Source organism: Achromobacter sp. 18P8.1.1 (genome assembly GCF_057799415.1).
The window spans coordinates 23465-44356 of sequence record NZ_JBYOKH010000030.1 but is presented as its reverse complement, the minus strand read 5'-3'; the positions used below and the strand labels follow the sequence as shown (position 1 = coordinate 44356).

General features: G+C 65.5%; 21 protein-coding genes. 5 read left to right on the top strand and 16 right to left on the bottom strand.

Going from position 1 to position 20892, the window contains the following annotated elements; genetic code table 11:
* Positions 1-6: 6 nt before the first annotated feature.
* The 9 genes from rpsR to AC27VE_RS19115 all read right to left on the bottom strand — a co-directional run bounded on the left by rpsR (position 7) and on the right by AC27VE_RS19115 (position 7319).
* Positions 7-279, bottom strand: coding sequence for a 30S ribosomal protein S18 (rpsR, locus tag AC27VE_RS19155; protein WP_006218308.1), 273 nt, complete (start codon positions 277-279; stop codon positions 7-9).
* Positions 280-389: 110 nt separating this feature from the next.
* Positions 390-713, bottom strand: coding sequence for a primosomal replication protein N (gene priB / locus AC27VE_RS19150; protein WP_006225049.1), 324 nt, complete (start codon positions 711-713; stop codon positions 390-392).
* A 50-nt stretch (positions 714-763) separates the two neighbouring features.
* On the bottom strand, positions 764-1138 hold the full coding sequence (gene rpsF, locus AC27VE_RS19145) for a 30S ribosomal protein S6 (RefSeq protein WP_006225050.1): 375 nt from the start codon (positions 1136-1138) through the stop codon (positions 764-766).
* A 226-nt stretch (positions 1139-1364) separates the two neighbouring features.
* Positions 1365-2288, bottom strand: coding sequence for a DUF817 domain-containing protein (locus AC27VE_RS19140; RefSeq protein WP_427960511.1), 924 nt, complete (start codon positions 2286-2288; stop codon positions 1365-1367).
* 7 nt (positions 2289-2295) lie between these two features.
* Positions 2296-3093: a GTP cyclohydrolase FolE2 gene (folE2, locus tag AC27VE_RS19135; protein WP_006225052.1), complete on the bottom strand. Its 798-nt coding sequence runs from the start codon at positions 3091-3093 to the stop codon at positions 2296-2298.
* A 187-nt stretch (positions 3094-3280) separates the two neighbouring features.
* Positions 3281-5143, bottom strand: coding sequence for a 1-deoxy-D-xylulose-5-phosphate synthase (dxs, locus tag AC27VE_RS19130; protein WP_488704702.1), 1863 nt, complete (start codon positions 5141-5143; stop codon positions 3281-3283).
* Positions 5144-5196: 53 nt separating this feature from the next.
* Positions 5197-6108, bottom strand: coding sequence for a polyprenyl synthetase family protein (locus AC27VE_RS19125; RefSeq protein ID WP_006225054.1), 912 nt, complete (start codon positions 6106-6108; stop codon positions 5197-5199).
* A gap of 7 nt (positions 6109-6115) precedes the next feature.
* Positions 6116-6382, bottom strand: a complete 267-nt coding sequence (locus tag AC27VE_RS19120) for an exodeoxyribonuclease VII small subunit (protein ID WP_006225055.1) — start codon at positions 6380-6382, stop codon at positions 6116-6118.
* Positions 6383-6464: 82 nt separating this feature from the next.
* A complete protein-coding gene (locus AC27VE_RS19115) occupies positions 6465-7319 on the bottom strand; it encodes an IclR family transcriptional regulator (RefSeq protein WP_315135114.1) in 855 nt (284 codons plus the stop codon).
* Between the two features lie 171 nt (positions 7320-7490).
* On the opposite strand from AC27VE_RS19115, the gene AC27VE_RS19110 reads away from it, so the two are divergent.
* The 3 genes from AC27VE_RS19110 to AC27VE_RS19100 all read left to right on the top strand — a co-directional run bounded on the left by AC27VE_RS19110 (position 7491) and on the right by AC27VE_RS19100 (position 11122).
* Positions 7491-8459: a Bug family tripartite tricarboxylate transporter substrate binding protein gene (locus tag AC27VE_RS19110; RefSeq protein ID WP_424625710.1), complete on the top strand. Its 969-nt coding sequence runs from the start codon at positions 7491-7493 to the stop codon at positions 8457-8459.
* Positions 8460-8671: 212 nt separating this feature from the next.
* Positions 8672-9682, top strand: a complete 1011-nt coding sequence (locus AC27VE_RS19105) for an acyltransferase (RefSeq protein ID WP_280025331.1) — start codon at positions 8672-8674, stop codon at positions 9680-9682.
* Between the two features lie 294 nt (positions 9683-9976).
* Positions 9977-11122, top strand: a complete 1146-nt coding sequence (locus AC27VE_RS19100; RefSeq protein ID WP_488704701.1) for an aromatic ring-hydroxylating oxygenase subunit alpha — start codon at positions 9977-9979, stop codon at positions 11120-11122.
* Between the two features lie 93 nt (positions 11123-11215).
* On the opposite strand, the gene AC27VE_RS19095 is transcribed toward AC27VE_RS19100, so the two are convergent.
* The 5 genes from AC27VE_RS19095 to AC27VE_RS19075 form a co-directional block, all read right to left on the bottom strand.
* Entirely contained in the window at positions 11216-12343 is a 1128-nt protein-coding gene (locus AC27VE_RS19095) for a TIGR03364 family FAD-dependent oxidoreductase (protein ID WP_424625708.1), read from the bottom strand.
* A gap of 104 nt (positions 12344-12447) precedes the next feature.
* Positions 12448-13470, bottom strand: coding sequence for a putative 2-aminoethylphosphonate ABC transporter substrate-binding protein (locus AC27VE_RS19090; protein WP_088590223.1), 1023 nt, complete (start codon positions 13468-13470; stop codon positions 12448-12450).
* Between the two features lie 127 nt (positions 13471-13597).
* Positions 13598-14431 (bottom strand): phosphonoacetaldehyde hydrolase, encoded by an 834-nt coding sequence (gene phnX, locus AC27VE_RS19085; RefSeq protein ID WP_488704700.1) that lies wholly within the window; start codon positions 14429-14431, stop codon positions 13598-13600.
* 15 nt (positions 14432-14446) lie between these two features.
* Positions 14447-16219: a putative 2-aminoethylphosphonate ABC transporter permease subunit gene (locus AC27VE_RS19080; RefSeq protein WP_427960523.1), complete on the bottom strand. Its 1773-nt coding sequence runs from the start codon at positions 16217-16219 to the stop codon at positions 14447-14449.
* 7 nt (positions 16220-16226) lie between these two features.
* Positions 16227-17258: a putative 2-aminoethylphosphonate ABC transporter ATP-binding protein gene (locus AC27VE_RS19075; protein ID WP_088590221.1), complete on the bottom strand. Its 1032-nt coding sequence runs from the start codon at positions 17256-17258 to the stop codon at positions 16227-16229.
* Positions 17259-17528: 270 nt separating this feature from the next.
* Here AC27VE_RS19075 and AC27VE_RS19070 point away from each other — a divergent pair, with 270 nt between their 5' ends.
* Both AC27VE_RS19070 and AC27VE_RS19065 read left to right on the top strand, forming a co-directional pair.
* Entirely contained in the window at positions 17529-18392 is an 864-nt protein-coding gene (locus AC27VE_RS19070) for a LysR family transcriptional regulator (RefSeq protein ID WP_315135248.1), read from the top strand.
* Between the two features lie 52 nt (positions 18393-18444).
* Positions 18445-19014 (top strand): phosphonate degradation HD-domain oxygenase, encoded by a 570-nt coding sequence (locus AC27VE_RS19065; RefSeq protein WP_054423586.1) that lies wholly within the window; start codon positions 18445-18447, stop codon positions 19012-19014.
* Between the two features lie 97 nt (positions 19015-19111).
* On the opposite strand, the gene AC27VE_RS19060 is transcribed toward AC27VE_RS19065, so the two are convergent.
* Both AC27VE_RS19060 and AC27VE_RS19055 read right to left on the bottom strand, forming a co-directional pair.
* Positions 19112-19963: a sulfurtransferase gene (locus tag AC27VE_RS19060; RefSeq protein WP_488704699.1), complete on the bottom strand. Its 852-nt coding sequence runs from the start codon at positions 19961-19963 to the stop codon at positions 19112-19114.
* Between the two features lie 31 nt (positions 19964-19994).
* Positions 19995-20849 (bottom strand): DMT family transporter, encoded by an 855-nt coding sequence (locus tag AC27VE_RS19055; RefSeq protein ID WP_035213204.1) that lies wholly within the window; start codon positions 20847-20849, stop codon positions 19995-19997.
* Between the last annotated feature and the right edge of the window lie 43 nt (positions 20850-20892).

Below are 20892 nucleotides of genomic sequence, written 5' to 3'. Positions count from 1 at the left end.
CCCGGATTAGTTGTGGTTGTCGGTGTAAGGCAACAGGGCCAGGAAGCGCGCGCGCTTGATGGCGGTGTCCAGCTGACGCTGGTAGATTGCCTTGGTGCCGGTCAGACGAGCCGGGATGATCTTGCCGTTTTCTTGCACGAAGTCGCGCAGGGTGTCCAGATCCTTGTAGTCGATCTCTTCGACGCCGGCTGCGGTGAAGCGGCAGAACTTACGACGCTTGAAGAGCGGGTTCTGCTGCGTGAATTTGCGTTTTTCTTTGCGTTTTCCGAAGAAAGCCATGATATGTGCCTCTATGTTTGAGGGGGCTTGGTGGTTATCGATAACCGGGCCAAACTTCCCATAACCTATCCGTATTCAGAAGGCGCTCTCGCACCTTTTGCTCAATCCCTTCAAGCCACCTGCGGATCGCGTCCTGCGCTGCCGCTGATCTTGCGTGCCTGCTGCAAATGCAGCTTGATCTTCACCGAGTCCTTGCGGGCGGGAGCCAAAAACCCCTGCACCAGCAATTCGGACCCTAACGCGGTGTTCTTCAACAGCAACGCCAGATCGCCCAGTGCCACGGCGGTAATCGTCAATTCAACGCGGCGCGGAAGGCCGGCTTCAATGACTTCCGATTCGTGTGCCAGCAGCATTTCCAGCGCTGGCAGTCCGGCGGGAGTGTGGCGCAAAGGCTCGCATTCAAGAACGCGGGCGCTGAGTTCCAGCTTATTCATCCTGCCAGGCACCGAGGGGACTTCACGAGTGAGCTCTGCGTGAGCCCTGCTTACTCGGCCTGAGCCGGCGCTGCTTCAGCCGAAGCCTTACGGGCTTCTTCGCGCTCAACCGACTTCATCATGATCGAGGGCGTGGACTGAGCCTTCTTGGTCTTGATGACCAGGTGGCGCAGAACGGCGTCGTTGTAGCGGAACGAGTGTTCCAGCTCATCCAGCGTGGCTTGGCCGCACTCGATGTTCAGGCAAACGTAGTGAGCCTTGACGAGCTTCTGGATCGGGTAGGCCAGTTGACGGCGACCCCAGTCTTCCAGGCGGTGAACCGAGCCGCCTTGGCCCGTGACCAGCGCTTGGTAACGTTCGACCATGGCGGGCACTTGCTCGCTTTGGTCGGGGTGAACGATAAACACTACTTCGTAGTGACGCATGAGTAAAACTCCTTGAGGATGTCTCGCTGGCCAACCGTCCCGCACCCGCGCTTTCCATCATGGGTGTCGCGCCGTACCACCGCTACGGATCGCTCCGTTTCAGGGTTTCAGCACGTTAAGACGTCGGCCCGCAAGGGGCAGCCCGCTACCCAAAAACCATGGGCGGTCGAGCAAGAAAGCCCTCGATTATCACCGATCGGGCTGCCTGACGCAAGCCAGAGCAAGATCAGGAAATAAGGGACGGGCTATTTTCGGCACCCTTGCCTGCCGGTTGCGGCAGATCGGCAACACCGATTTCCTGCGGCCGGTTGACGACACTGACCATCACATAGCTGATGATCATCAACAGGAACCACGAGCCCAGCTTGGCGATCGACACCCATTGCCAGACGTGCGACTGGTTCGGGTAGCGCCAGGCGTTGGCGAAGGTGCCGATGTTTTCGGCGAACCAGATGAACAAGGCCACCAGCACGAAACCCAGCAGCAGCGGCATGCGGCGATAGACCCGCCAGATCCGGAAATACACCCAGGTCCGCGCGAACAATATCGCGGTGCCCGCGAACAGCGCCCATCGGAAATCGAAGATGAAGTGGTGCGCGAAGAAATTCACGTAGATCAGCACCGACAGCGCCACGGTGGCCGCCAACGGGGGATGGGCGCGGAAACGGAAATCGAACAGGCGCCACACCCGGGCCAGGTAGCTGCCGACCGCCGCATACATGAAGCCCGTGAATAGCGGCACGCCGCCGATGCGCAGCACGCTGGCCTCGGGGTAGATCCAGGATCCCGCCGCCGTCTTGAAGAGCTCCATGCCGGTGCCCACCACGTGGAACATCAGGATCACGCGGGCCTCGCTCCAGGTTTCCATGCGCAGCGCCAGCAGCAGGGCCTGGATGCCCAGCGCGGCCAAGGTCAGGAAATCGTAGCGGGCCAGAGCGGCATCCTTGGGATACCACCAGTGCGTGCCCAGCAGCAGTGCGCACATCAAGCCGCCGAACAGGCACGCCCAGGCCTGTTTCACGCCAAAGCGGAAGAACTCGTAGAGCGCGACGCCAAAACGGCCGCGGCCGGCCAGATGATTGGCCAGCCGCGATTCCCACTCTTGCAGCCCCGCGATAAGCGGCCAGTCGCTGGCCGCCGGATGGCTCACGGAACGTTCAACCTTCCACGACGGCGTAGGCCGAGTGGTTGTGGATCGATTCGAAGTTTTCGGCTTCGACGCGATAGCGCGCGATACCGGGGTGCGCATTCAAGCGGGCAGCCACGTCGCGCACCAGGTCTTCGACGAACTTCGGGTTGTCGTAGGCGCGTTCGGTCACGTACTTTTCGTCCGGGCGCTTGAGCAGGCCCCAGAGTTCGCACGAGCCTTCTTCTTCGATCAGGCGGATGACGCCGTCCATGCTGATGTCGTCGCTCAGGATGGCCGAAACGGTGACATGCGAGCGCTGGTTGTGCGCGCCGTATTCCGAGATGGCCTTCGAACACGGACAGAGGCTGGTGACGGGCACCTGCACGACCAGTTCGAATTCCACGCCGTCGCCCTGGGCGCGGGCAATCCACTGGACTTCGTAGTCCAGCAGACTTTGCACGCCGGAAATCGGGGCCGACTTGTTGATGAAGTACGGGAACGCGGCGGTAATGTCGCCGCGTTCGGCATGCAGCAGCGGCAGCATGTCGGCAGCCATGGCGCGAAACAGCGTCGGCGTCATGGGGGTGCTGCGGTACTTTTCCAGCAGCGCCACGAAGCGGGACATGTGCGTCCCCTTTTCTTCGGGCGGCAGCGCCACGGTCAGCGTCCAGTTGGCGACGGTGCCTTGGGCCGAGCCATCACCGCTTTCAATCAGCATGGGGTGGCGCACGCCACGGATGCCCACGCGTTGAATCGGGATGTGCCGGGTATCCGCCGAACTCTGGACGTCGGGCATCACGATGGCGGGGTCGATCGGAGAATTCATTTCAGCTTACCTGTCTAGGCAATCAGTCGCTCGCGCACGGCCTAGGAAACTTTGAGAGAGGGCCATTATCGCCCAAACCCTGGCAACCGCCAGGGAAAACCCTTCTATCCGTAGGTTAGCGGGGCCAGAACAGTGTGTTTCATATTCCGGGCAAAAGCGGCGCCTTCGCCCGGCACCCCGCAACCAATCAAGCGAGCAGATCGGCGTAGCGGGCGCGGATCGACCGCTCGATGCCGGCGGCATCCAGGCCGATGCCGGCCAACAATGCCGACTGGTCGCCATGGTCGATGAAGGCGTCCGGCAGCCCCAGCTGCAGCACGGGAATCTGCACCCCGGCGGCGCTCAGCGTTTCCAGCACGGCGCTGCCTGCGCCACCCATGATGGACGCGTCTTCCAGCGTGACCAGCGCATCGTGCCGGGCCGCCAGATCCAGGATCAGTTCACGGTCGATCGGCTTGACGAAGCGCATGTCAGCCACGGTGGCGTCCAGCTTGTCGGCGGCGGCCAGCGCGGCCGGCACCAGGGTGCCGAACCCCAGGATGGCGATCTTCTTGCCTTCGCGGCGGACCACGCCGCGGCCCACGTCGACGGTATCCAGGCCAGCACCTTCCGCGGCGCCGCAACCCGCGCCGCGCGGATAGCGCACGGATGCCGGGCCCGGGTACTGATAACAGGTGGACAGCAACAGGCGAGTTTCGCTTTCGTCGGACGGCGTGGCCACCACCATGTTCGGCACGCAGCGCAGGAAGGCGGTGTCGTAATTGCCGGCATGGGTGGCGCCGTCGGCGCCCACGATGCCTGCACGGTCCAGCGCGAAGGTCACGTCCAGGTTCTGCAGGGCCACGTCATGAATGAACTGGTCGTAGCCGCGCTGCATGAAGGTCGAATAGATGGCGACGACGGGCTTTTGCCCTTCGCAGGCGATGCCGGCGGCGAACGTCACGGCATGCTGTTCGGCGATGCCCACGTCGAAATACCGCAGCGGGAAGCGCTTTTCGAACTCCACCAGCCCGCTGCCTTCGCGCATGGCGGGGGTGACCGCGACCAGGCGCGAATCCTGCTCGGCCATGTCGCACAGCCAATGACCGAACACCTGCGTGAAGGTGCGCTTGCCCGGCGCCTTGGATTGCTGGATGCCCACGGCGGGGTCGAACTTGCCCGGGCCGTGATAGAGCACCGGATCGGCCTCGGCCAGCTTGTAGCCCTGCCCCTTCTTGGTCACCACATGCAGGAACTGCAGGCCTTGCAGGGCCTTCAAGTTCTGCAGGGTGGGCACCAGGGCGTCCAGGTCGTGGCCGTCGATGGGGCCGACGTAGTTGAAGCCGAACTCCTCGAACAGCGTGGCCGGCGTGACCATGCCCTTGGCGTGTTCTTCGAAACGACGTGCCAGCTCAAGCACCGGCGGCACGTGCTGCAGGACGGCGCGGCCCACATTCTTGGCCGCAGCGTAGAAGCGGCCCGACATCAGGCGCGCCAGGTAGCGGTTCAGCGCCCCCACCGGCGGCGAGATCGACATGTCGTTGTCGTTCAGGATCACCAGCAGGTTGATGTTGGGCGTGACGCCCGCATTGTTCATGGCCTCGAACGCCATGCCGGCCGACATGGCGCCGTCACCAATGACGGCGATATGCTGGCGCTGTACGCCGGCGTTACGCGAGGCCACCGCCATGCCCAGCGCGGCCGAGATGGAGGTCGACGAATGCGCGGTGCCGAAGGCGTCGTATTCGGATTCGCTGCGCTTGGGAAAGCCCGAAATCCCGCCTTCCTGGCGCAGCCGTGCCATGCCGGCGCGGCGGCCCGTCAGGATCTTGTGCGGGTAGGACTGGTGGCCCACGTCCCAGACGATGCGGTCATGCGGGGTGTCGAACACCTGATGCAGCGCCAGCGTGAGCTCGACCGTGCCCAGGTTGGACGACAAGTGCCCGCCCGTTTTGGATACCGACTCCAGCACGAAGCCGCGCAGTTCGTCCGCAAGCTTCTTCAGCTCGCGACGATCCAGGCGCTTGAGGTCTGCCGGGGATTGAATGCGGTCCAACAAATCAGTCGTCATGCTTTTATGGGGTTCGTTGACCCGGCATGGATTCAAGCCGGGCTAGTCACGGATCAGCGGTCTCGAAGGACGATGAAGTCGGCCAGTTGCGCCAAGCGTCCGCCAGCATCGCCCAGAGGCGCCAGCGCCGCCAGCGCGGCTTCACGCAATTCGTCGGCGAACGCGCGCGCCTCGGACAGGCCCAGGAGCGACACGTACGTCGGCTTGTTCTCCGCCGCGTCCTTGCCGGGGGTCTTGCCCAGGCTGGCCGTGTCGGCGGTCACGTCAAGGATATCGTCCACGACCTGGAACGCCAGTCCCATTGCTTGCGCGTAGGCATCCAGCGCCTGGCGCGACGCCGAGCTGGCGCCCGCGACGATGCCGCCCAGCGCAACGCTGCAGGCCAGCATGGCGCCGGTCTTCATGCTGTGCATGGTCTGGAGGTCGTCGCGCGACAGCGAACGGCCAACGCTGAGCAGGTCGATGGCCTGGCCGCCCGCCATGCCCTGGCTGCCGGCGGCGCGCGCCAGCGATTGCGTGGCCTGCACGATCAGCGCAGGCGCGATCGGCATCGAGGCCAGCAGATCGAAGGCCAGCGGCTGCAAGGCGTCGCCCGCCAGCATGGCGGTGGCTTCGTCGAACTTCACGTGCGTCGTGGGCTGGCCGCGGCGCAGCGTATCGTCGTCCATGCAAGGCAGGTCGTCATGCACCAGCGAATACGCGTGGATCAATTCCACCGCCGCGGCGGCGCGGTCCAGCGACGCTTCGATGGCCAGCACACTGCCGCTGACCGGGCACGCTTGCCCGGCGGCGTAGACCATCGCGGCGCGCACGCGCTTGCCGCCGCCCAGGACGGCGTAGCGCATGGCTTCGTGGAGACGGACAGGCAGCACATCCGCGGGGGGCATCAGGTCGTCGAGGACGTCTTCGACGTGCCGCACACGGCCCTGCAGCCACTCCGGGAAAGCGAGTTGAGTTTGCTTCATCGGGTTCTTATTCGTCATCCAGCGCCGCCGGGTCCAGCGGACGCAGCAAGTCGCCTTCCAGGACTTTGACCTGCTGTTCGGCCTGCGCCAAGCGGTCCTGGCAGACCCGGGTGAGCGCAACGCCGCGCCGGTAGGCGGCCAGCGATTGCTCAAGCGGCAACGAGCCGTCTTCCATGGCCGCAACCAATGACTCCAATTCGGCCAGGGCCGTTTCGAAATCCTGGGGCAAGGGACGGTCGTCGATCTGCGGATCGGCTGGTGTGGGTTTGGCCAAACGGGTCTCCGAGGGCGCTAGGGGTGGATCAATCTCTGAATTGTACGAGATAGCCACGCCGGGCCCGCCTGCGCCCGGACGATCAGGCCGACGCCCCCGCAAGACCCGCGATCGCCGCGCGCAGCGCGGGCCCCACGCGCGTGCGCAAGTCCGGTTCCGGCAACAGGCTGGCGGGGCCGCCGCAGCTCATCACGAAGACGCCTTCACCCGTGATGGACGTGAACGGCACGGCGACGGCATTGATGCCCGACTGCCACTCGCCAATGGCGAAGCAGCAGCCCGATTCCTGCAGTTCCTGGCGGGCGCGGGCAATGGCGTCGACAGGGGGTGCGGCGGCCCCCAGGCGCGCCATCACCTCGTCGCACGCGCTGGCAGGCAGGCTGGCCAGATACGCCCGACCCATCGCGCTGTCCAGGCTGGCGCGATAGCCGACGGGCAGCCGCAAGTACAGCGCGGAGGACCCGTGGATGGCCTCGACATAGGTCATCGCATCGCCATCAAAAGCGCCGAGCGCAACCGCGCCGCCGGTGTCCCGAGCCAATTCGGTCATCGAGGCCTTGGCCAGTTCGCGTACCTCCAGGCCTGCCAGCAGGCCAAAGCCCAGCGCCAGCACGCCATAGCCGGGCGAATACTTGCCGGTATCGGGGTGATAGCGCAGGTAGCCCAGCTCGGTCAGCGTGTAGGTGATGCGGCTGATGGTGGGCTTGGGCAGGCCGGTCAGGCGCGCCAGGTCCAGATTGCCCAACGCGGTCACGCCGTGGCGAAAACACCGCAGCACGTCCAGCCCCCGCGCCAGCGCGGTGATGAAGTCGGGCGAATTGGCCCCCTCGCCCACGCCGGCCGTGCGTTTGCGCCGCGCCGGCTGGCTGAGTTCCAGCGTCTCGTCGGGCTTGGTGGCGGCGTGGATGACGCGCTTGGTGTCAGAAAAAGATTGCATTTCTATTCGCTTCGTTTTTATAGTTTATTTCGAATAACAAAACTAAATTCCATATAACGGAATTTAAATGATCCAAGGAGACTTGGCAAGCCCCCGCGATGCTTCCCGCAGCGCGGCCCGGTCAAGCCAAGCCCGGCGATCCACTCACGCACGCGATTCCAAGGGGAAAACATGATTCGCACGAGCATCAAACTGTTGGCCACCGTATTGCTTAGCGCCGCCGCACTGGGCGCGCAGGCCGACACGTATCCGGCCCGGCCGATTAAAGTCGTCTCGCCCTTCCCGGCCGGCGGCGCCACCGATGTGCTGACCCGCATCCTGGCCGAACGCATGGCCAAGACGCTGGGCCAGCCCATGATCGTGGAGAACAAGGCGGGCGCCGGCACGTCCATCGGGGCGGCGTTCGTCTCGCGGGAACAGCCCGACGGCTACACCATCCTGATGGCCACGAACTCCACGCTGGTGACGAACCGCTATCTGTACAAGGAACTGCCTTACGACCCGGACAGTTTCTCGCCAATCGGCATGGTGGGCGTCGGCCCGCTGGTGCTGCTGTCCAGCCCCAAGCGGCCTTTCAACAGTACGCAGGACGTCGTGGCCTACGCCAAGCAGAACCCGGGCAAGCTGACGTTCGCGACCTTCGGGCCCGGCACGTCGTCGCACCTGGCCGGCGAACTGTTCAAGGAACGCGCCGGCATCGACATCCTGCACGTGCCCTTCAAGGGCGCGACCCAGGCCCTGCCCGCCCTGATCAGCGGCGACGTCGACCTGTTCTTCGACATGGTCGCCACCGGCATGCCGCAGGCAGACGCAGGCAAGGTCAAGGTCTTCGCCATCACCAGCCCGTCGCGGCTGGCGACGCTGCCGAAACTGCAGACGCTGGCCGAAGAGGGCTACCCCGCCTTCGACATGACCGCCTGGTTCAGCTTCGTGGCGCCCAAGGGCACCCCGGCTCCGGTCCTGGCGAAGTTGCAGGCCGCGCTGACCGAAACCCTGCAGGACGAGGCCGTGAAGAAGCGCATGCTGGACATGGGCATCGACCCGCGTTCAGGCACGGCGGCCGAATTGGACAAGCAGATCAAGACCGAACAGCCCATCGTGTCGCAACTGATCAAGCAGGCCAACATCGTCCTGCAATAAGCGCGCACGGCTCCGCGCCAACGGTTTAGTGACAAATCGTTCGCGGTCTTGCCGGCCCGCGAAACGGCGGCAGGCCACTCGGCCCGTCGCCCTTTCCCCCGACAGCGCCCACCCGGGTCCTGTCGGTTTTTTACGCCTTGCCTAACCGCTGGATACAGAAACCGGGCGCATGCCGCTGCTAAGGTGAAGAAGATTCACCAGCGGGAGCCCGGATGCCTGATACCGAAGACCGATACGCCCGCCTGGACGCCGCCCGCTGGCTGGCGGCCGTGGCAGTCGTCCTGCTGCACAGCGCGGCGCTGATCGTCAGCGACCCGGCCGCCTATGGCGGCGGCGCGTGGCTGGCCGCCAACTTGTATGACTCCGCGGCGCGCTGGTGCGTGCCTGTCTTTGTCATGGTCAGCGGCGCATTGCTGCTGGATCCCGGCAAGCCCCAGGACGCCCTCAAGTTCTACAGCCGTCGCATGGCGCGCATCTGCGCGCCGCTGGTGTTCTGGACCCTGTTCTACCTGACGTGGCGCACGGGGCTGGACTGGTGGGACGACGGGCGCGTCGACTTTTCCTTCTGGCCGCGCAAAGTCGTCCAGGGCGAACCGTATTACCACCTCTGGTACCTGTACATGATCGTGGGGCTGTACCTCTTCGCCCCGCTGGCCCGCATGCTGTATGCCCGCAGCACGCCCCGCGGCCGGTCGCTCTGGGTGGTGGGCATCCTGGGCGTGGCGATCCTGGACGCGCTGTATCGCCGTGCGCTGGGCGCGCCGCACGGTTTCTTCCTGACCTGGTTCCTGCCCTATCTGGGCTACTTCGTGGCCGGCCGCCTGATCTTCGACGGCGAAATGCGCATCCCCCGGCCGGGCCTGATGCTGGCGGCCAGCGTCGCCGCCACCGCGCTGGGCGTGACGGCCATGTCCAACGGCCACACGCTGGACACCTACTTCTACGACTACTTCAGCCTGACCGTGCCGTTCATGTCGCTGGCCGCATTCCAGTGGATCGTGTCCTCGCCCCGGTTGCCGCGGCTGGCCGCGCTGGCACCGCTGACGTTCGGCGTGTATCTGATCCACCCGGTGTTCCTGGACGTGGCGCGCCGCGCCGGCGCATTCACGGGCGGCGATCGCGATGCCTGGACGGTGCCGCTGCTGACGCTTGCCGTCTTCGGCCTGTCGGCAGCCAGCAGCTGGCTGCTCAGGCGCCATCCGGCGACCCGCCGGCTCGTCTGAAAGACCTACGCCGTGAAGGGTTAATCGGGTTTCGCACCTGGCCAAACATCCCCCTCCATAACTTCACCAAGCTTCACGGATCTTCACGGGCGTAGGGGAATCCCTTGGGGTACAATTCACGGCTTATTTGATCGGCCAGACACCGATTTTTCTTCGCGCCAGCACGGATTTAGCCAAGCTCGACTGTTGAGCTCAAGCGTTTGCACAAGCAGTTCGCAAAATCGCTGGGCTTGAAACAAAAGCGCTTGGCAGAGCTCAAACCGTCCTGGCTTTTTTATCCGAGCGGAGGGAATCATGACCGACATCGGTCGGATGGCACATGTCGTGCCAGCTCGCACCCAGCTACCCGTCAGTGCTTATTTTGACGAAGCCCTCTTTGCCCGCGAGCAAGAACTCATTTTCAAGCAATCCTCGCAATACGTCGGCCATCAGAAATTGGTGCCCGAGATCGGGGATTGGCGTACGTTGGTTCAGGAAAACGCAGGACGCGTGCTGGTTCGCAACCAGCAAGGCGTTGAACTCATCTCAAATGTCTGCCGTCACCGCCAGGCGTTGATGCTGGGCGGCGAGGCCGGCAATGTGGCCGGCAACTGCAATTCCCAGGGCAATCTGAAAGCCACTGGCGGCAACATCGTTTGTCCATTGCACCGCTGGACGTACAACAACCAGGGCGAGTTGTTGGGCGCGCCGCAGTTCGAGACCACGCCCTGCATGAACTTGCAGAAGTTCCGGCTGCGCGATTGCCACGGCCTGCTGTTCGAAGGCCCGCGCGATCCGGCCTCCGACATGGCTCCGCTGTTCTCGCGTCCCGAGTTCAACTTCGGCGACTACGTGCTCGACCATGTCGAGGTGCATCAGTGCAACTACAACTGGAAGACCTTCATCGAGGTCTATCTTGAGGATTACCACGTCGGTCCGTTCCACCCCGGCTTGGGCCGCTTCGTCACCTGCGACGACCTGACCTGGGAATTCAACGACTGGTACAGCCTGCAGAAGGTCGGCGTGCACAATGCGCTGGCGCAACCCGGTTCGGACATCTACAAGCAGTGGCACGACCGCCTGCTGTCGTTCCGCGACGGCGACGCGCCGGATTTCGGCGCAGTGTGGGTCACGTATTTCCCGACCCACATGATCGAGCTCTATCCGCACGTGCTGGTGCTGTCCACGCTGTATCCGAAGAGCCCGCAGGAAACAATCAACGTCGTCGAGTTCTACTACCCCGAGGAAATCTCGGCGTTCGAGCGCGAATTCGTCGAGGCGCAGCGCGCCGCCTACATGGAAACGGCCATCGAAGACGACGAAATCGCCGAACGCATGGATGCGGGCCGCAAGGCCCTGATGCTACGCGGCGTGAACGAGGCCGGCCCCTACCAGTCGCCGATGGAAGACGGCATGCAGCACTTCCACGAGTGGTACCGACGCATCATGCAGGACGTGTAAGCGCAGGTTCTGTCTACGCAGGGCTTGCCGCAGCCGGAACAAGGGCCTCGCAGATCGCGAGGCCCTTTTCATTGCGCGCGGCGCAAGCGCCCCCTACCCGATCGCGCCTGCCACCGTGCGTTCGCCGATCGCCAGCCCCACCGTCATGCCGACGCCGGAGTGCATGACCGCCACGGTCGTGGCCGCGTCCACCGGCATCACCGAGAACGGCGCCGGACCGTGGGCGCCATACACGCCCTGCCAGCGCTCCACTACGCGCAAGCGCGCGCCCAGGGCCTGCGACGCCAGGTCCAGCATGGCGTTGTCGACCGCCTCGTCATTGAACGGGAACGCATCCTGGCCATAGCGGTGCGAATCCCCGATGATCAGTTCGCCATAAGGCGTGGGGCTGATCAGCAGGTGGATGCCGTTTTCCAACAGCATCGGCGTGCGCGCCTGGATCACGTCGCGCAGGACTTGCGCCGACGGCAAATCCGAAAAAGCGCCGTAGTGCACGCAGGACAAGCCCGTCAGCAACGGACGGTCCAGCGCAACGGGGTTCGTCTCGAACGCCGCGCGCAGCATCTGCAGCCGGGTGATTTCCAGGTTCAGCGGCGCGAAGCGTTCGGGCAACAGGGTCAGGTAGTCGTGGCCGGGGCACACGAACACGTGCTTGCCCTGGAAATCGCCGGCGGTCGTGCCGACCAGGCCGTTTTCCACGGCGCGCGCGAGCGTGCCGGTGATGAAGGTCACGCCCAGGGCTTCCGCCAGATAGCGCGTGATCGCCGGCAAGGCCTCGCGGGAGTAGATCTGCAAGTCGTCATGGCCGCGCAGCCCCATGCAGTGGTGCGCCAATTGGCCGTCGTACAGGCCGGCCACGTCGCGGGCCGACAGGAGGTCGGCGCGATAGCCTTCCTGCTTCAGGCGGGTGTCCGCAAACTCCTCGAGCACGGTGGCCTCATCGGCATTGCGGGCCAGCACCAGGGCGCCATTGGCGCGCACATGGAAGCCGGCCTTGGCGGCCAGATCCAGCCACAGCTCCCGGGCCTGCTGCGCATGCGACAGCATCATGCCGGGCGGCTGGCCGGTCACGATGACCTGGCCGAAATTGCGGATCGTGGCGCCGTGCGCCTGGCGGCTGCGTTCGATCACGGCCACCGACAAGCCGCGCTTGGCGGCTGCCCAGGCGTGCGCGATGCCGAGCATCCCTGCGCCCACCACGATTACGTCGTAAGTTTTCATCTTGGGAACATTGCTGGAGGAATAGCGGGGGAAGCCTCCGCGCTGCGGCGCTTCCCCGACGGGCGGCGGCGCGGGGCAAGCCGCGCTGCCGCGTTGACGGACGCTTACTTCTTCTTCGGCTCGGACTTGCCGTCGTAGCGCTTGGTCCATTCGGCGATGATGCGTTCGCGGTTCGTGGCGGCCCACACGAAATCGTTCTTGATCATGCGCTTGGTCAGGTCGGCCGGCAGGTTGGGGTTCACCGTGGCGATGGACGGGATCGCCAGCACCGCGAAGTTGGCCTTGTACAGCTCGTTGGCTTCGCGGCTGGCCGAGAAGTCGGCCAGCTTGCGGGCGGCTTCCAGGTTCTTCGTGCCCTTCATGATGGCGGTGGCTTCGACTTCCCAGCCCAGGCCTTCCGACGGGAACACGGCTTCGACCGGCGCGCCGTCGGCCTTCAGCTTGGCGGCGCGGTAGTCGAACGACACGCCGATCGGGAACTCGCCCGCGGCCGCCATGTTGCACGGCTTCGAACCGGAGTGCGTGTACGAACCGATGTTCTTGTGCAGGGCGTCCATGTAGGCCCAGCCCTTCTCTTCACCGAAGATCTGCAGCCACGCGCTGACGTCCAGGAAGCCCGTGCCCGAGGAAGCCGGGTTCGGCATGACGATCTTGCCGGCATAGACCGGCTTGGTCAGGTCTTCCCACGACGTGGGCTTGGGCAGCTTCTGCTTTTCGGCTTCGATGGTGTTGAAGCAGATGGCGGCGGCGTAGCCGTCCATGCCGACCCACGACGGCTCGGCCTTGGCGTCGCGCATGTTGGCGGCGATCTGGTCCAGGCCCTTGGGCGCATAGGGTTGCAGCATGCCTTCCTTGTCCATCAGGCCCAGCGCCGTGCCAGCCAGGCCCCAGATGACGTCGGCCTTGGGGTTGCTCTTTTCGGCCAGCAGCTTGGCGGCGATGATGCCGGTGGAGTCACGGACCCACTGGATCTTGATGTCGGGATTCGCGCGCTCGAACGCGGCCTGGTAGACCTTGATCTGGTCGGCTTCGAGCGCGGTGTAGACCGTCAGCGTGGTCTCGGCGGAGGCGGCGCCCATCACGCCCGTCAGGGCGGCGGCCAGTGCAAGCAGCTTGTAGCGATTCATGAGGAACTCCGTGGATGAGCGGAAAAAAAAGGGTGAGAGTCGCCCCCGCTGCCGGCGGTTGCCGGCTGCGGTACGCGGTGTGAAAGAGAGGAATGTGGCCGGCGGCGCCGGCCGGTCAGGATCTAGTTCAGGGCCGTTCGCCTCGTGCCAGACGGGCTTCGATATCGGTCACGACGGCCGGCAGGTCGGCCACCGTATCGATCAGGTAGTGCGGCGCGACGGTCGAGAGTTCGCGGGTCGCCTCGGCGCGCGCCTTGTCGCGCCCCGCTTCGTCCAGGCTCAGGTATTCGTCCAGCGTCAAGCCGGCGGCGTTGCCGGACAACAGCAGCCCCACCGTCCACATGCCGGCGCGGCGGCCTTCTTCAATGCCGGGTGAGGTGTCGTCAACCTTGATGCAGCCGGCGACGTCCGACAGGCCCAGCTCCACAACGTTCTTCAGCGCCATCGCCGGCGCCGGACGTGCGCGCGGCACGTCGTCGCTGGCCACGATGCAATCGGGCTCCAGACCTTCGGAGGCAGCGCGCTCGACGACGCGGCGCATGACGCTGTTCGGATAGCCGGAGCAGGATCCGATCTTCAGGCCGTGCTGGCGCAGCGCGCGCAGCAGTTCGGCCGCGCCGGGAATAGCCGCCGAATACTGCGCGACCTTTTCCAGCTGCATCGGCAAAAAGCGTTCATAGATGGCGGTCACGTCGTCATCGGTCGGCAGCCGGCCGAACTGGGCCTGGTACTGGCTGGCGATGGCGGGCTGGTCGCACAGGGCGCGGATGTGATCCCACTTGCCCATGCCCATCGGGCCGCGGGCCTCTTTCAACGACACGTCCATGCCGAATTGCGAGAACGCATCCACGAACACCTTGGTGGGCGCGAAGGATCCGAAGTCGACCAGCGTGCCGGCCCAGTCGAAGATCACGGCTTCCAGTTGGACGGGCAAAGGGGAAACAGCAGTCATGAGGGTCATCCTAGAAATAAGCGTTCAAGAGGCCACGGGGCGGCGCCAGGCCTGGCTGCGCGCCACCAACGCACGGCTGGCCAGGTGCAGCACCAGGGCCGCGACGGCGGAACTGGCCATGATCACGGTGCACATGGCGGCGGCCGGACCGATGAAGCCGGCGTCGTCCATGTTCAGCACGGCGACGGCCGCCAGCACCGTGGAGGGGCTGTACAGGAACACCACGGCCGACACGGTCGTCATGGCGGAAACGAACAGATAGCGGGCAACGTCCAGCGCCGCCGGCAGGCACATCGGCAAGGTCACCCGCAGGAACGTCGTCATGCGCGGCACTTTCAGCGACGCCGACGCGGCTTCGAATTCCGGATCCAGCGCATTGAGCGCGGTCGCCGCCGTCAGGTGCGCGCTGGTGTAGAAGTGGACGACCGTGCACAGGATCAGCAGCGGCATCGTGCCGTACAACACGTTCAGCGGATTCATCAGGCTGTTGAAGAAGAAGATGTAGCCCAGGCCCAACACCAGTCCCGGCACCGCCATCGGCATCAACGCCAACATGCTCACCGCGCCGCGCAGGCCGCGCGCCACGCCGCCGCGCGCCGGTACCTTCTCCATCATCCAGGCGCCGACGAACACGACCGCCGTACCGATCACGGCCGTGCAGAACGCCAGTTGCAAGCTGTTGCGCCAAGCCAGCCAGCCGCCACCGTCCATATTGTCGAAATCGTAGGAACGCAGCGACATGGACAGGTTGTACGGCCACATCTTCACGAACGACGCCCAGACCGCCACGCCGATGATCGCCAGCAGGAAGGCGGCCATTACGCCGGCAAGCGCCAGGAAGGCGGCATCGCGCCGGACGTTCACGCCCGAGACATAAGGCTGAGCCCGGCCGCTCATCTGGGCGCCTTGACGGGCGCGCAGCCGGCGGTCCAGCACGAAGGTCAGCAAGGCGGGCAGCAGCAGCAGGATGCCGATGGCCGCGCCCTTGGGGAAATTCTGCTGGCCGACCACGGCCTTATAGGCCTCCATGGCCAGCACGTTGTAGTCCCCGCCCACCACCTTGGGCACGCCGAAATCGGTCACGGTCAGCGTGAACACCACGCAGCAGGCCGAGAACACGGCATAGCGCGTGCCGGGCAGGGTCACGGTCAGGAACGTGCGCCATGCACCGGCGCCCATCGCTCGCGCAGCGTCATACAGGCGGCCATCGGCCAGCGTCAGGCCGGTCAGCAGGATCATCAGCGCATGCGGGAAGGTGTAGAAGGCCTCGCCCACCACGATGCCCCAGAAGCCGTAGATGGTGGCGCCCCCCGTCAGGCTCTTGAGCAGGCCCTGGTTGCCCAGCAGATAGACGAGCGCAATGCCGGGCAGCAGCGACGGGGCCAGCAGCGGCAGCAGCGCGATGGTGCGCAGCAAGCCCTTGCCCGGCAGGCGCGTGCGGGTCAGCCCATAGGCGAATCCATAGGCGCAAGGCACCACCAGCAGCATCGTGACGATGCCGACCATCAGGCTGCGCCCGACCATGGAAAGAAATCCGTCCGCGCCGATGATGCCGGTCACGACCGACAGGCCGGCCCAGGCGCCGTCACTATCGGTGACGGATTTGAGCAGGATCGCGGCCAGCGGCAACGCCAGGAACAGCACCAGAAACAACACCAGCGCGCCCTGCCCCGCCGTCAGCCCCAGCGCGCCGATCCAGGCGGGCAAGGGGCGGCGGCCCAGGACGACCGCGGGTGCGGCCGGGGCCGCAGGCACGGGGGCGGAGGCGGCCGTTTCGGCGGCGGTAGATCCGGTCATGGCGGAATCAAGCGTAGGCGCGAATCGCATGGCGCGGCAGCTCCACCCAGCAGCGGCTGGCAGCGTGAGGGCCCAGCAGGGCGTCTCCGATTTCGGGGGACACGATGGAATGCACGGTGGAACCGGGCACGCCTTCCAGACGCAGCGCCAGGCGATAGCCGCGGCCCAGGAACACGCCGTCCAGCACGTCAGCCAGCATCGAATTGGGTTCTTCCGGGCGCGCCATGCTGACGCGCACCGCTTCGGGGCGCACGAAGAGCTTGCCCGACTGCCCGTCCAGCGCCGCGTCCACAGCCAATTCCTGGCGGCCAACGCGGGCACGGTGGGCATCGATGCGTTCGAACGGCAGCCAGTTCGCCTCGCCCACGAAGTCGGCGATGAAGGCCGATTCCGGCTGGCGGTAGAGTTCGCGCGGCGTCCCGTACTGTTCGATGACCCCGCCGTTCATGACGGCGATGCGGTCGGCCATCACCATGGCCTCTTCCTGGTCATGCGTCACCATCAAAGTCGTGATGGACAGGCGCTTCTGCAAGGCGCGCAGCTCGATGCGCAGGTGCTCGCGCACCCGAGCGTCCAGGGCGGACATGGGTTCGTCCAGCAGCAGCAGCGACGGCGACGGCGCCAGCGCGCGCGCCAGGGCCACGCGCTGCTGCTGGCCGCCGGAGATCTGTCCCGGATATTTTTCCGCGGCACCGGCCAAGCCCACCAGGGTCAACATTTCCTCGACCCGGTTGGCGACGTGCTTGCGGTGGGCGCGCTTGCCGCTCAGGCCGTACGCCACGTTCTGGGCCACGGTCAGGTTGGGAAACAGCGCATAGGACTGGAACAGGATGCCGTAGTCGCGCTCTTGCGGCTCGGCATGCGAAATATCCCGGCCCGACAGCACGATGGTGCCGCTGTCCTGGCGTTCCAGGCCGGCAATGGCCCGCAGCAGGGTCGTCTTGCCGCAACCGGACGGGCCCAGCAGGCACACCAGCTCGCCTGCCCGGATATCCAGCGAAACATCGGCCAGCGCCGTATGGCTGCCGAACCGTTTCACGAGATTTCGGACAGTGAGAAAGCCCCCACGCTTCGCCCCATGCTGGGGCTCTCTGCCCCCCGGGGGGGCTTTTTCCCCTTGGGGCGGCCCGGCGGGGAAAAGGTCGTTATTGGGTTGGGGCATGGTGCCTCCGGTCTGGGAACGAAGGCAGTATGGAAGCCGCGTATTGAGTGTTTATGACACTTCGCGCAAATGCAGTAATAAAAACATCAAATTATTTTGGTGTACTGGCGGTCTTGCGCATTGCGTCCCTTTCCCGCCCCCACCATCGTGCTTGTCGCCGAACTCAAATCCTTCTACGCCGTGGCTCGCTGCGGCACCGTCACCAAGGCCGCCGCCCAGCTGGGTGTCAGCCAACCCACGGTGACGGGGCAACTGCGCCAGCTGGAGTCGCGTTACGGCGTCGAGCTCTTTCACCGGCAGGGCCGCGGCATGCGCCTGTCGGACGCGGGCCACAGCCTGATGCCGATGGTGGAAAAGTTGGTGCAGCAGGAAACCGAGATCGATTTCCGGCTGCGCGACGCCAGCGACCTGCGCGAGGGCAATCTGCGCATCGGCGCGACCGGCCCCTTCTACATCATGGATACGGTGCGCCGGTACAACCAGCGCTACCCCGGCATCGACCTGACCGTCACGATCGGCAATTCGCAGTCGATGCTGCAGGCATTGCACGACTACCGCATCGAGATTGCCACGTCATCTTTTCTGATGGATGACAAGCACCTGTACCGGCGGATGATCGCCGCCGACCCGATCCGCGTGGTGACGCACCGCGACCACCCGCTGGCGCGCCTGACCCGCGTCCGGCTGGCCGATCTGGCTGACCATGCGGTGCTGTTGCGCGAACCCGGCTCCATGACGCGCCAACTGACCGAGGACGCCCTGGCGGCGGCCGGCGTCACCGTGCGGCGCACGCTGGAGATCGGCAGCCGGGAGTCGATCCGACAAGCCATCCTGTGCGATCTGGGCATCAGCCTCATCCCGTCGCGTGAAATCCCCTCGCATCCCGATCTGGCGGCGCTGGACATCGAAGGCGCCGACATCGTGATGAACGAATACCTGTACTGCCTGCGCGAGCGCCAACCGGTGCAATTGATCGCGCGCTTTCTGGAGATGGCGCCGGCAGCCGGCTGACCGCGAAGGTCACTGCCCGCCTCTCCCCCTTGCGGCCACTCAGGAGACAACCATGGCCTTGACCTTGCAAGACATCGAGCAGATTTTCCTGGAGCGCGGACACCGCTCCTATCATGGCGAGTCCGTCAGCCATTTGCGGCATGCGCTGCAGACGGCGTCGCTCGCCGAGCGCAACGGCGCCAACGCGCAACTGATCACCGCCTGCCTGCTGCACGACTTGGGCCACCTGATCGCCGACCGGCCCGGCACACCCACGCTGCGCGGCATCGATGACAAGCACCAGTATTTCGTGCTGCCGTTCCTGCGCGGGCTGTTCAGTTCGGCCGTGCTGGATCCCATCCGGCTCCATGTGGAAGCCAAACGCTACCTCTGCTACGTGGAGCCGCAATATGAAGCGTCGCTCTCGGAAGACTCCAAGCGCAGCCTGGCATTGCAGGGGGGCAGCTTCGATGCGGGCCAGGCGGTGGATTTCGCCAGCATGCCGGGCGCGCCGGATGCGATTCGTCTAAGGCGGTGGGACGACATGGCCAAGGTCCCCGGGCTGGCCACGCCGCCCCTGGACCACTTCCTGGAAATCGCCGAAAGCGTCTCGGGACGGGTGAAGCTGGCCGCGATCTGGTAGCTGCTGCCGGCAAAACACGCGCGCCAAAGCAAAAAGCCAGGGCAATCGCCCTGGCTTACGGATGTGGTTACGGACGGGGTTACGGATGGGGGCCGCCTCAGGCGCCCTTGGCTACCGGACGCGACGGGTCGCTGCACCACTCGCTCCACGAGCCCGGATACAGGCGCGATCCCGCCAGGCCCGCGATCTCCATCGACAGCAGGTTGTGGCAGGCGGTGATGCCCGAGCCGCATTGGTGCACGATGGATGCCGGGTCGCGGCCATCCAGCAAGCTTGCGAATTCGGCGCGCAGTTGGTCGGCGCTCTTGAAGCGGCCGTCGGCTTGCAGGTTTTCGCCGTTGGGGCGGTTCAACGCGCCCGGGATGTGCCCAGCCACCGGGTCCATTGGTTCGACCTCGCCGCAGTAGCGGTTGGCGGCGCGCGCGTCGATCACGGTGAAGGAGGGTTGGGCAATGTTGGCCAGCACGGCATTGGCGTCCACGGCACCCGCCAGCGACGCGCCCGGCTCCACGGGTTTTCCGGCCTGCACGGGCGCTGCGGCCTCGGTCGACGTGGGCAGTCCGGCGGCTACCCAGGCCTGCCAGCCGCCGTCCAGCACGGCCACACGGTCATGGCCCAACCAGCGCAGCATCCACCACAGGTGCGCGCCGTACATGCCGCCGCTGGCGTCGTAGGCGACGACCAGCGTCTGCGGCGTCACGCCGTGCGCGGCCATCAGCGCGCCCAATTCCGCGCGCGAAGGCAAGGGATGACGGCCGTTCTTGCCGGTGCGCGGCGCGGCCAGTTCGGTCTCGTGGTCCAGGTGACGGGCACCGGGGATATGGCCGGCGTCATAGGCCTGGCGGCCGGCCGCGTGGTTGGTCAGGTCATGGCGCACATCGAAGACCCGCACATCGGGCGTATCGAGGCGCGCGGCCAGATCGGCGGCGGAAATCAGTGTCATCGTCATTCGGTGTGCTCCTGGTCTGAGGGGGCGCGGGTCAGGCCGGCTTGGGGTCGCGCATCGTGCGCCACACCGACAGCAGCCCCGCGGAAATGATCAAGCCCATGCCGGCCCAGGCCACGCCGTCCAGGTGGTCGCCCCAGAAGCCCATGCCCAGCAAGGCCGCGAAGATGATGGTGCTGTATTGCAGCGCGGCGGTCAGCAGCGCGGACCCCATGCCGAAGGCCCGGGTCATGGCAAGCTGGCCGAACATGCCGGCCACGCCCACGCCGAAGAGCGATGCGTAGCCCTGCCAGTCGGCCTGTCCCCAGCCTTCGAACCACAGGCCGGCCACGCTGGACACGCAGACCGCCACGGAAAAGAACAGCACGGTGCGCCATTCGGGTTCGCCGATCCGGCCCAGTTGGCGGATCTGCATCATGGCGATCGCCGACATGGCCCCGGCGCCCATGCCCATGACCGCGGCCACCCATTGGTCGTCGTTGATACTGGGCCGCAGCACGGCGATCACGCCCAGAAAGCCCAGCGCCACCGCCACGATGCGCACGGGGTCGCGCTGCGCGCCGCCCCAGCCCAGCATCCAACAGGCGATGAAAAGCGGCGCGGTGTAGTTCAGGCTGGTGGCGGTGGCCAGGGGCAGGTGCGAGATGGCGAAAAAGCCCAGCCACATCGACGTGACGCCGGACAAGTTGCGCCACAGGTGCAGCTTCCAGCTGGTCGGGATGATGGATTGCCGGCCGGCGCGCGCCCACAGCAGCAGCAGGATCACCGAAGGCAGCCCGCGGAACAGCACGATCTGCGGGAGGGAGGCGCCGTGCTCGGTACCGAGCTTCACGAACGACCCCATGATGGCGAACATGGCGGACGCCAGCAACATCCAGAGAGCCTGCATTGGGGGTCTGCGCTAAGGGAAAAGTGGGGAGGAATAGGGGAAA

What these genes read in the sequence shown, in the direction of transcription:
- rpsR (WP_006218308.1), bottom strand. Translation starts at nt 279, where the DNA reads ATGGCTTTCTTCGGAAAACGCAAAGAAAAACGCAAATTCACGCAGCAG.
- priB (WP_006225049.1), bottom strand. Translation starts at nt 713, where the DNA reads ATGAATAAGCTGGAACTCAGCGCCCGCGTTCTTGAATGCGAGCCTTTG.
- rpsF (WP_006225050.1), bottom strand. Translation starts at nt 1,138, where the DNA reads ATGCGTCACTACGAAGTAGTGTTTATCGTTCACCCCGACCAAAGCGAG.
- folE2 (WP_006225052.1), bottom strand. Translation starts at nt 3,093, where the DNA reads ATGAATTCTCCGATCGACCCCGCCATCGTGATGCCCGACGTCCAGAGT.
- dxs (WP_488704702.1), bottom strand. Translation starts at nt 5,143, where the DNA reads ATGACGACTGATTTGTTGGACCGCATTCAATCCCCGGCAGACCTCAAG.
- AC27VE_RS19125 (WP_006225054.1), bottom strand. Translation starts at nt 6,108, where the DNA reads ATGAAGCAAACTCAACTCGCTTTCCCGGAGTGGCTGCAGGGCCGTGTG.
- AC27VE_RS19115 (WP_315135114.1), bottom strand. Translation starts at nt 7,319, where the DNA reads ATGCAATCTTTTTCTGACACCAAGCGCGTCATCCACGCCGCCACCAAG.
- AC27VE_RS19110 (WP_424625710.1), top strand. Translation starts at nt 7,491, where the DNA reads ATGATTCGCACGAGCATCAAACTGTTGGCCACCGTATTGCTTAGCGCC.
- AC27VE_RS19105 (WP_280025331.1), top strand. Translation starts at nt 8,672, where the DNA reads ATGCCTGATACCGAAGACCGATACGCCCGCCTGGACGCCGCCCGCTGG.
- AC27VE_RS19100 (WP_488704701.1), top strand. Translation starts at nt 9,977, where the DNA reads ATGACCGACATCGGTCGGATGGCACATGTCGTGCCAGCTCGCACCCAG.
- AC27VE_RS19095 (WP_424625708.1), bottom strand. Translation starts at nt 12,343, where the DNA reads ATGAAAACTTACGACGTAATCGTGGTGGGCGCAGGGATGCTCGGCATC.
- AC27VE_RS19090 (WP_088590223.1), bottom strand. Translation starts at nt 13,470, where the DNA reads ATGAATCGCTACAAGCTGCTTGCACTGGCCGCCGCCCTGACGGGCGTG.
- phnX (WP_488704700.1), bottom strand. Translation starts at nt 14,431, where the DNA reads ATGACCCTCATGACTGCTGTTTCCCCTTTGCCCGTCCAACTGGAAGCC.
- AC27VE_RS19080 (WP_427960523.1), bottom strand. Translation starts at nt 16,219, where the DNA reads ATGACCGGATCTACCGCCGCCGAAACGGCCGCCTCCGCCCCCGTGCCT.
- AC27VE_RS19065 (WP_054423586.1), top strand. Translation starts at nt 18,445, where the DNA reads ATGGCCTTGACCTTGCAAGACATCGAGCAGATTTTCCTGGAGCGCGGA.
- AC27VE_RS19060 (WP_488704699.1), bottom strand. Translation starts at nt 19,963, where the DNA reads ATGACGATGACACTGATTTCCGCCGCCGATCTGGCCGCGCGCCTCGAT.
- AC27VE_RS19055 (WP_035213204.1), bottom strand. Translation starts at nt 20,849, where the DNA reads ATGCAGGCTCTCTGGATGTTGCTGGCGTCCGCCATGTTCGCCATCATG.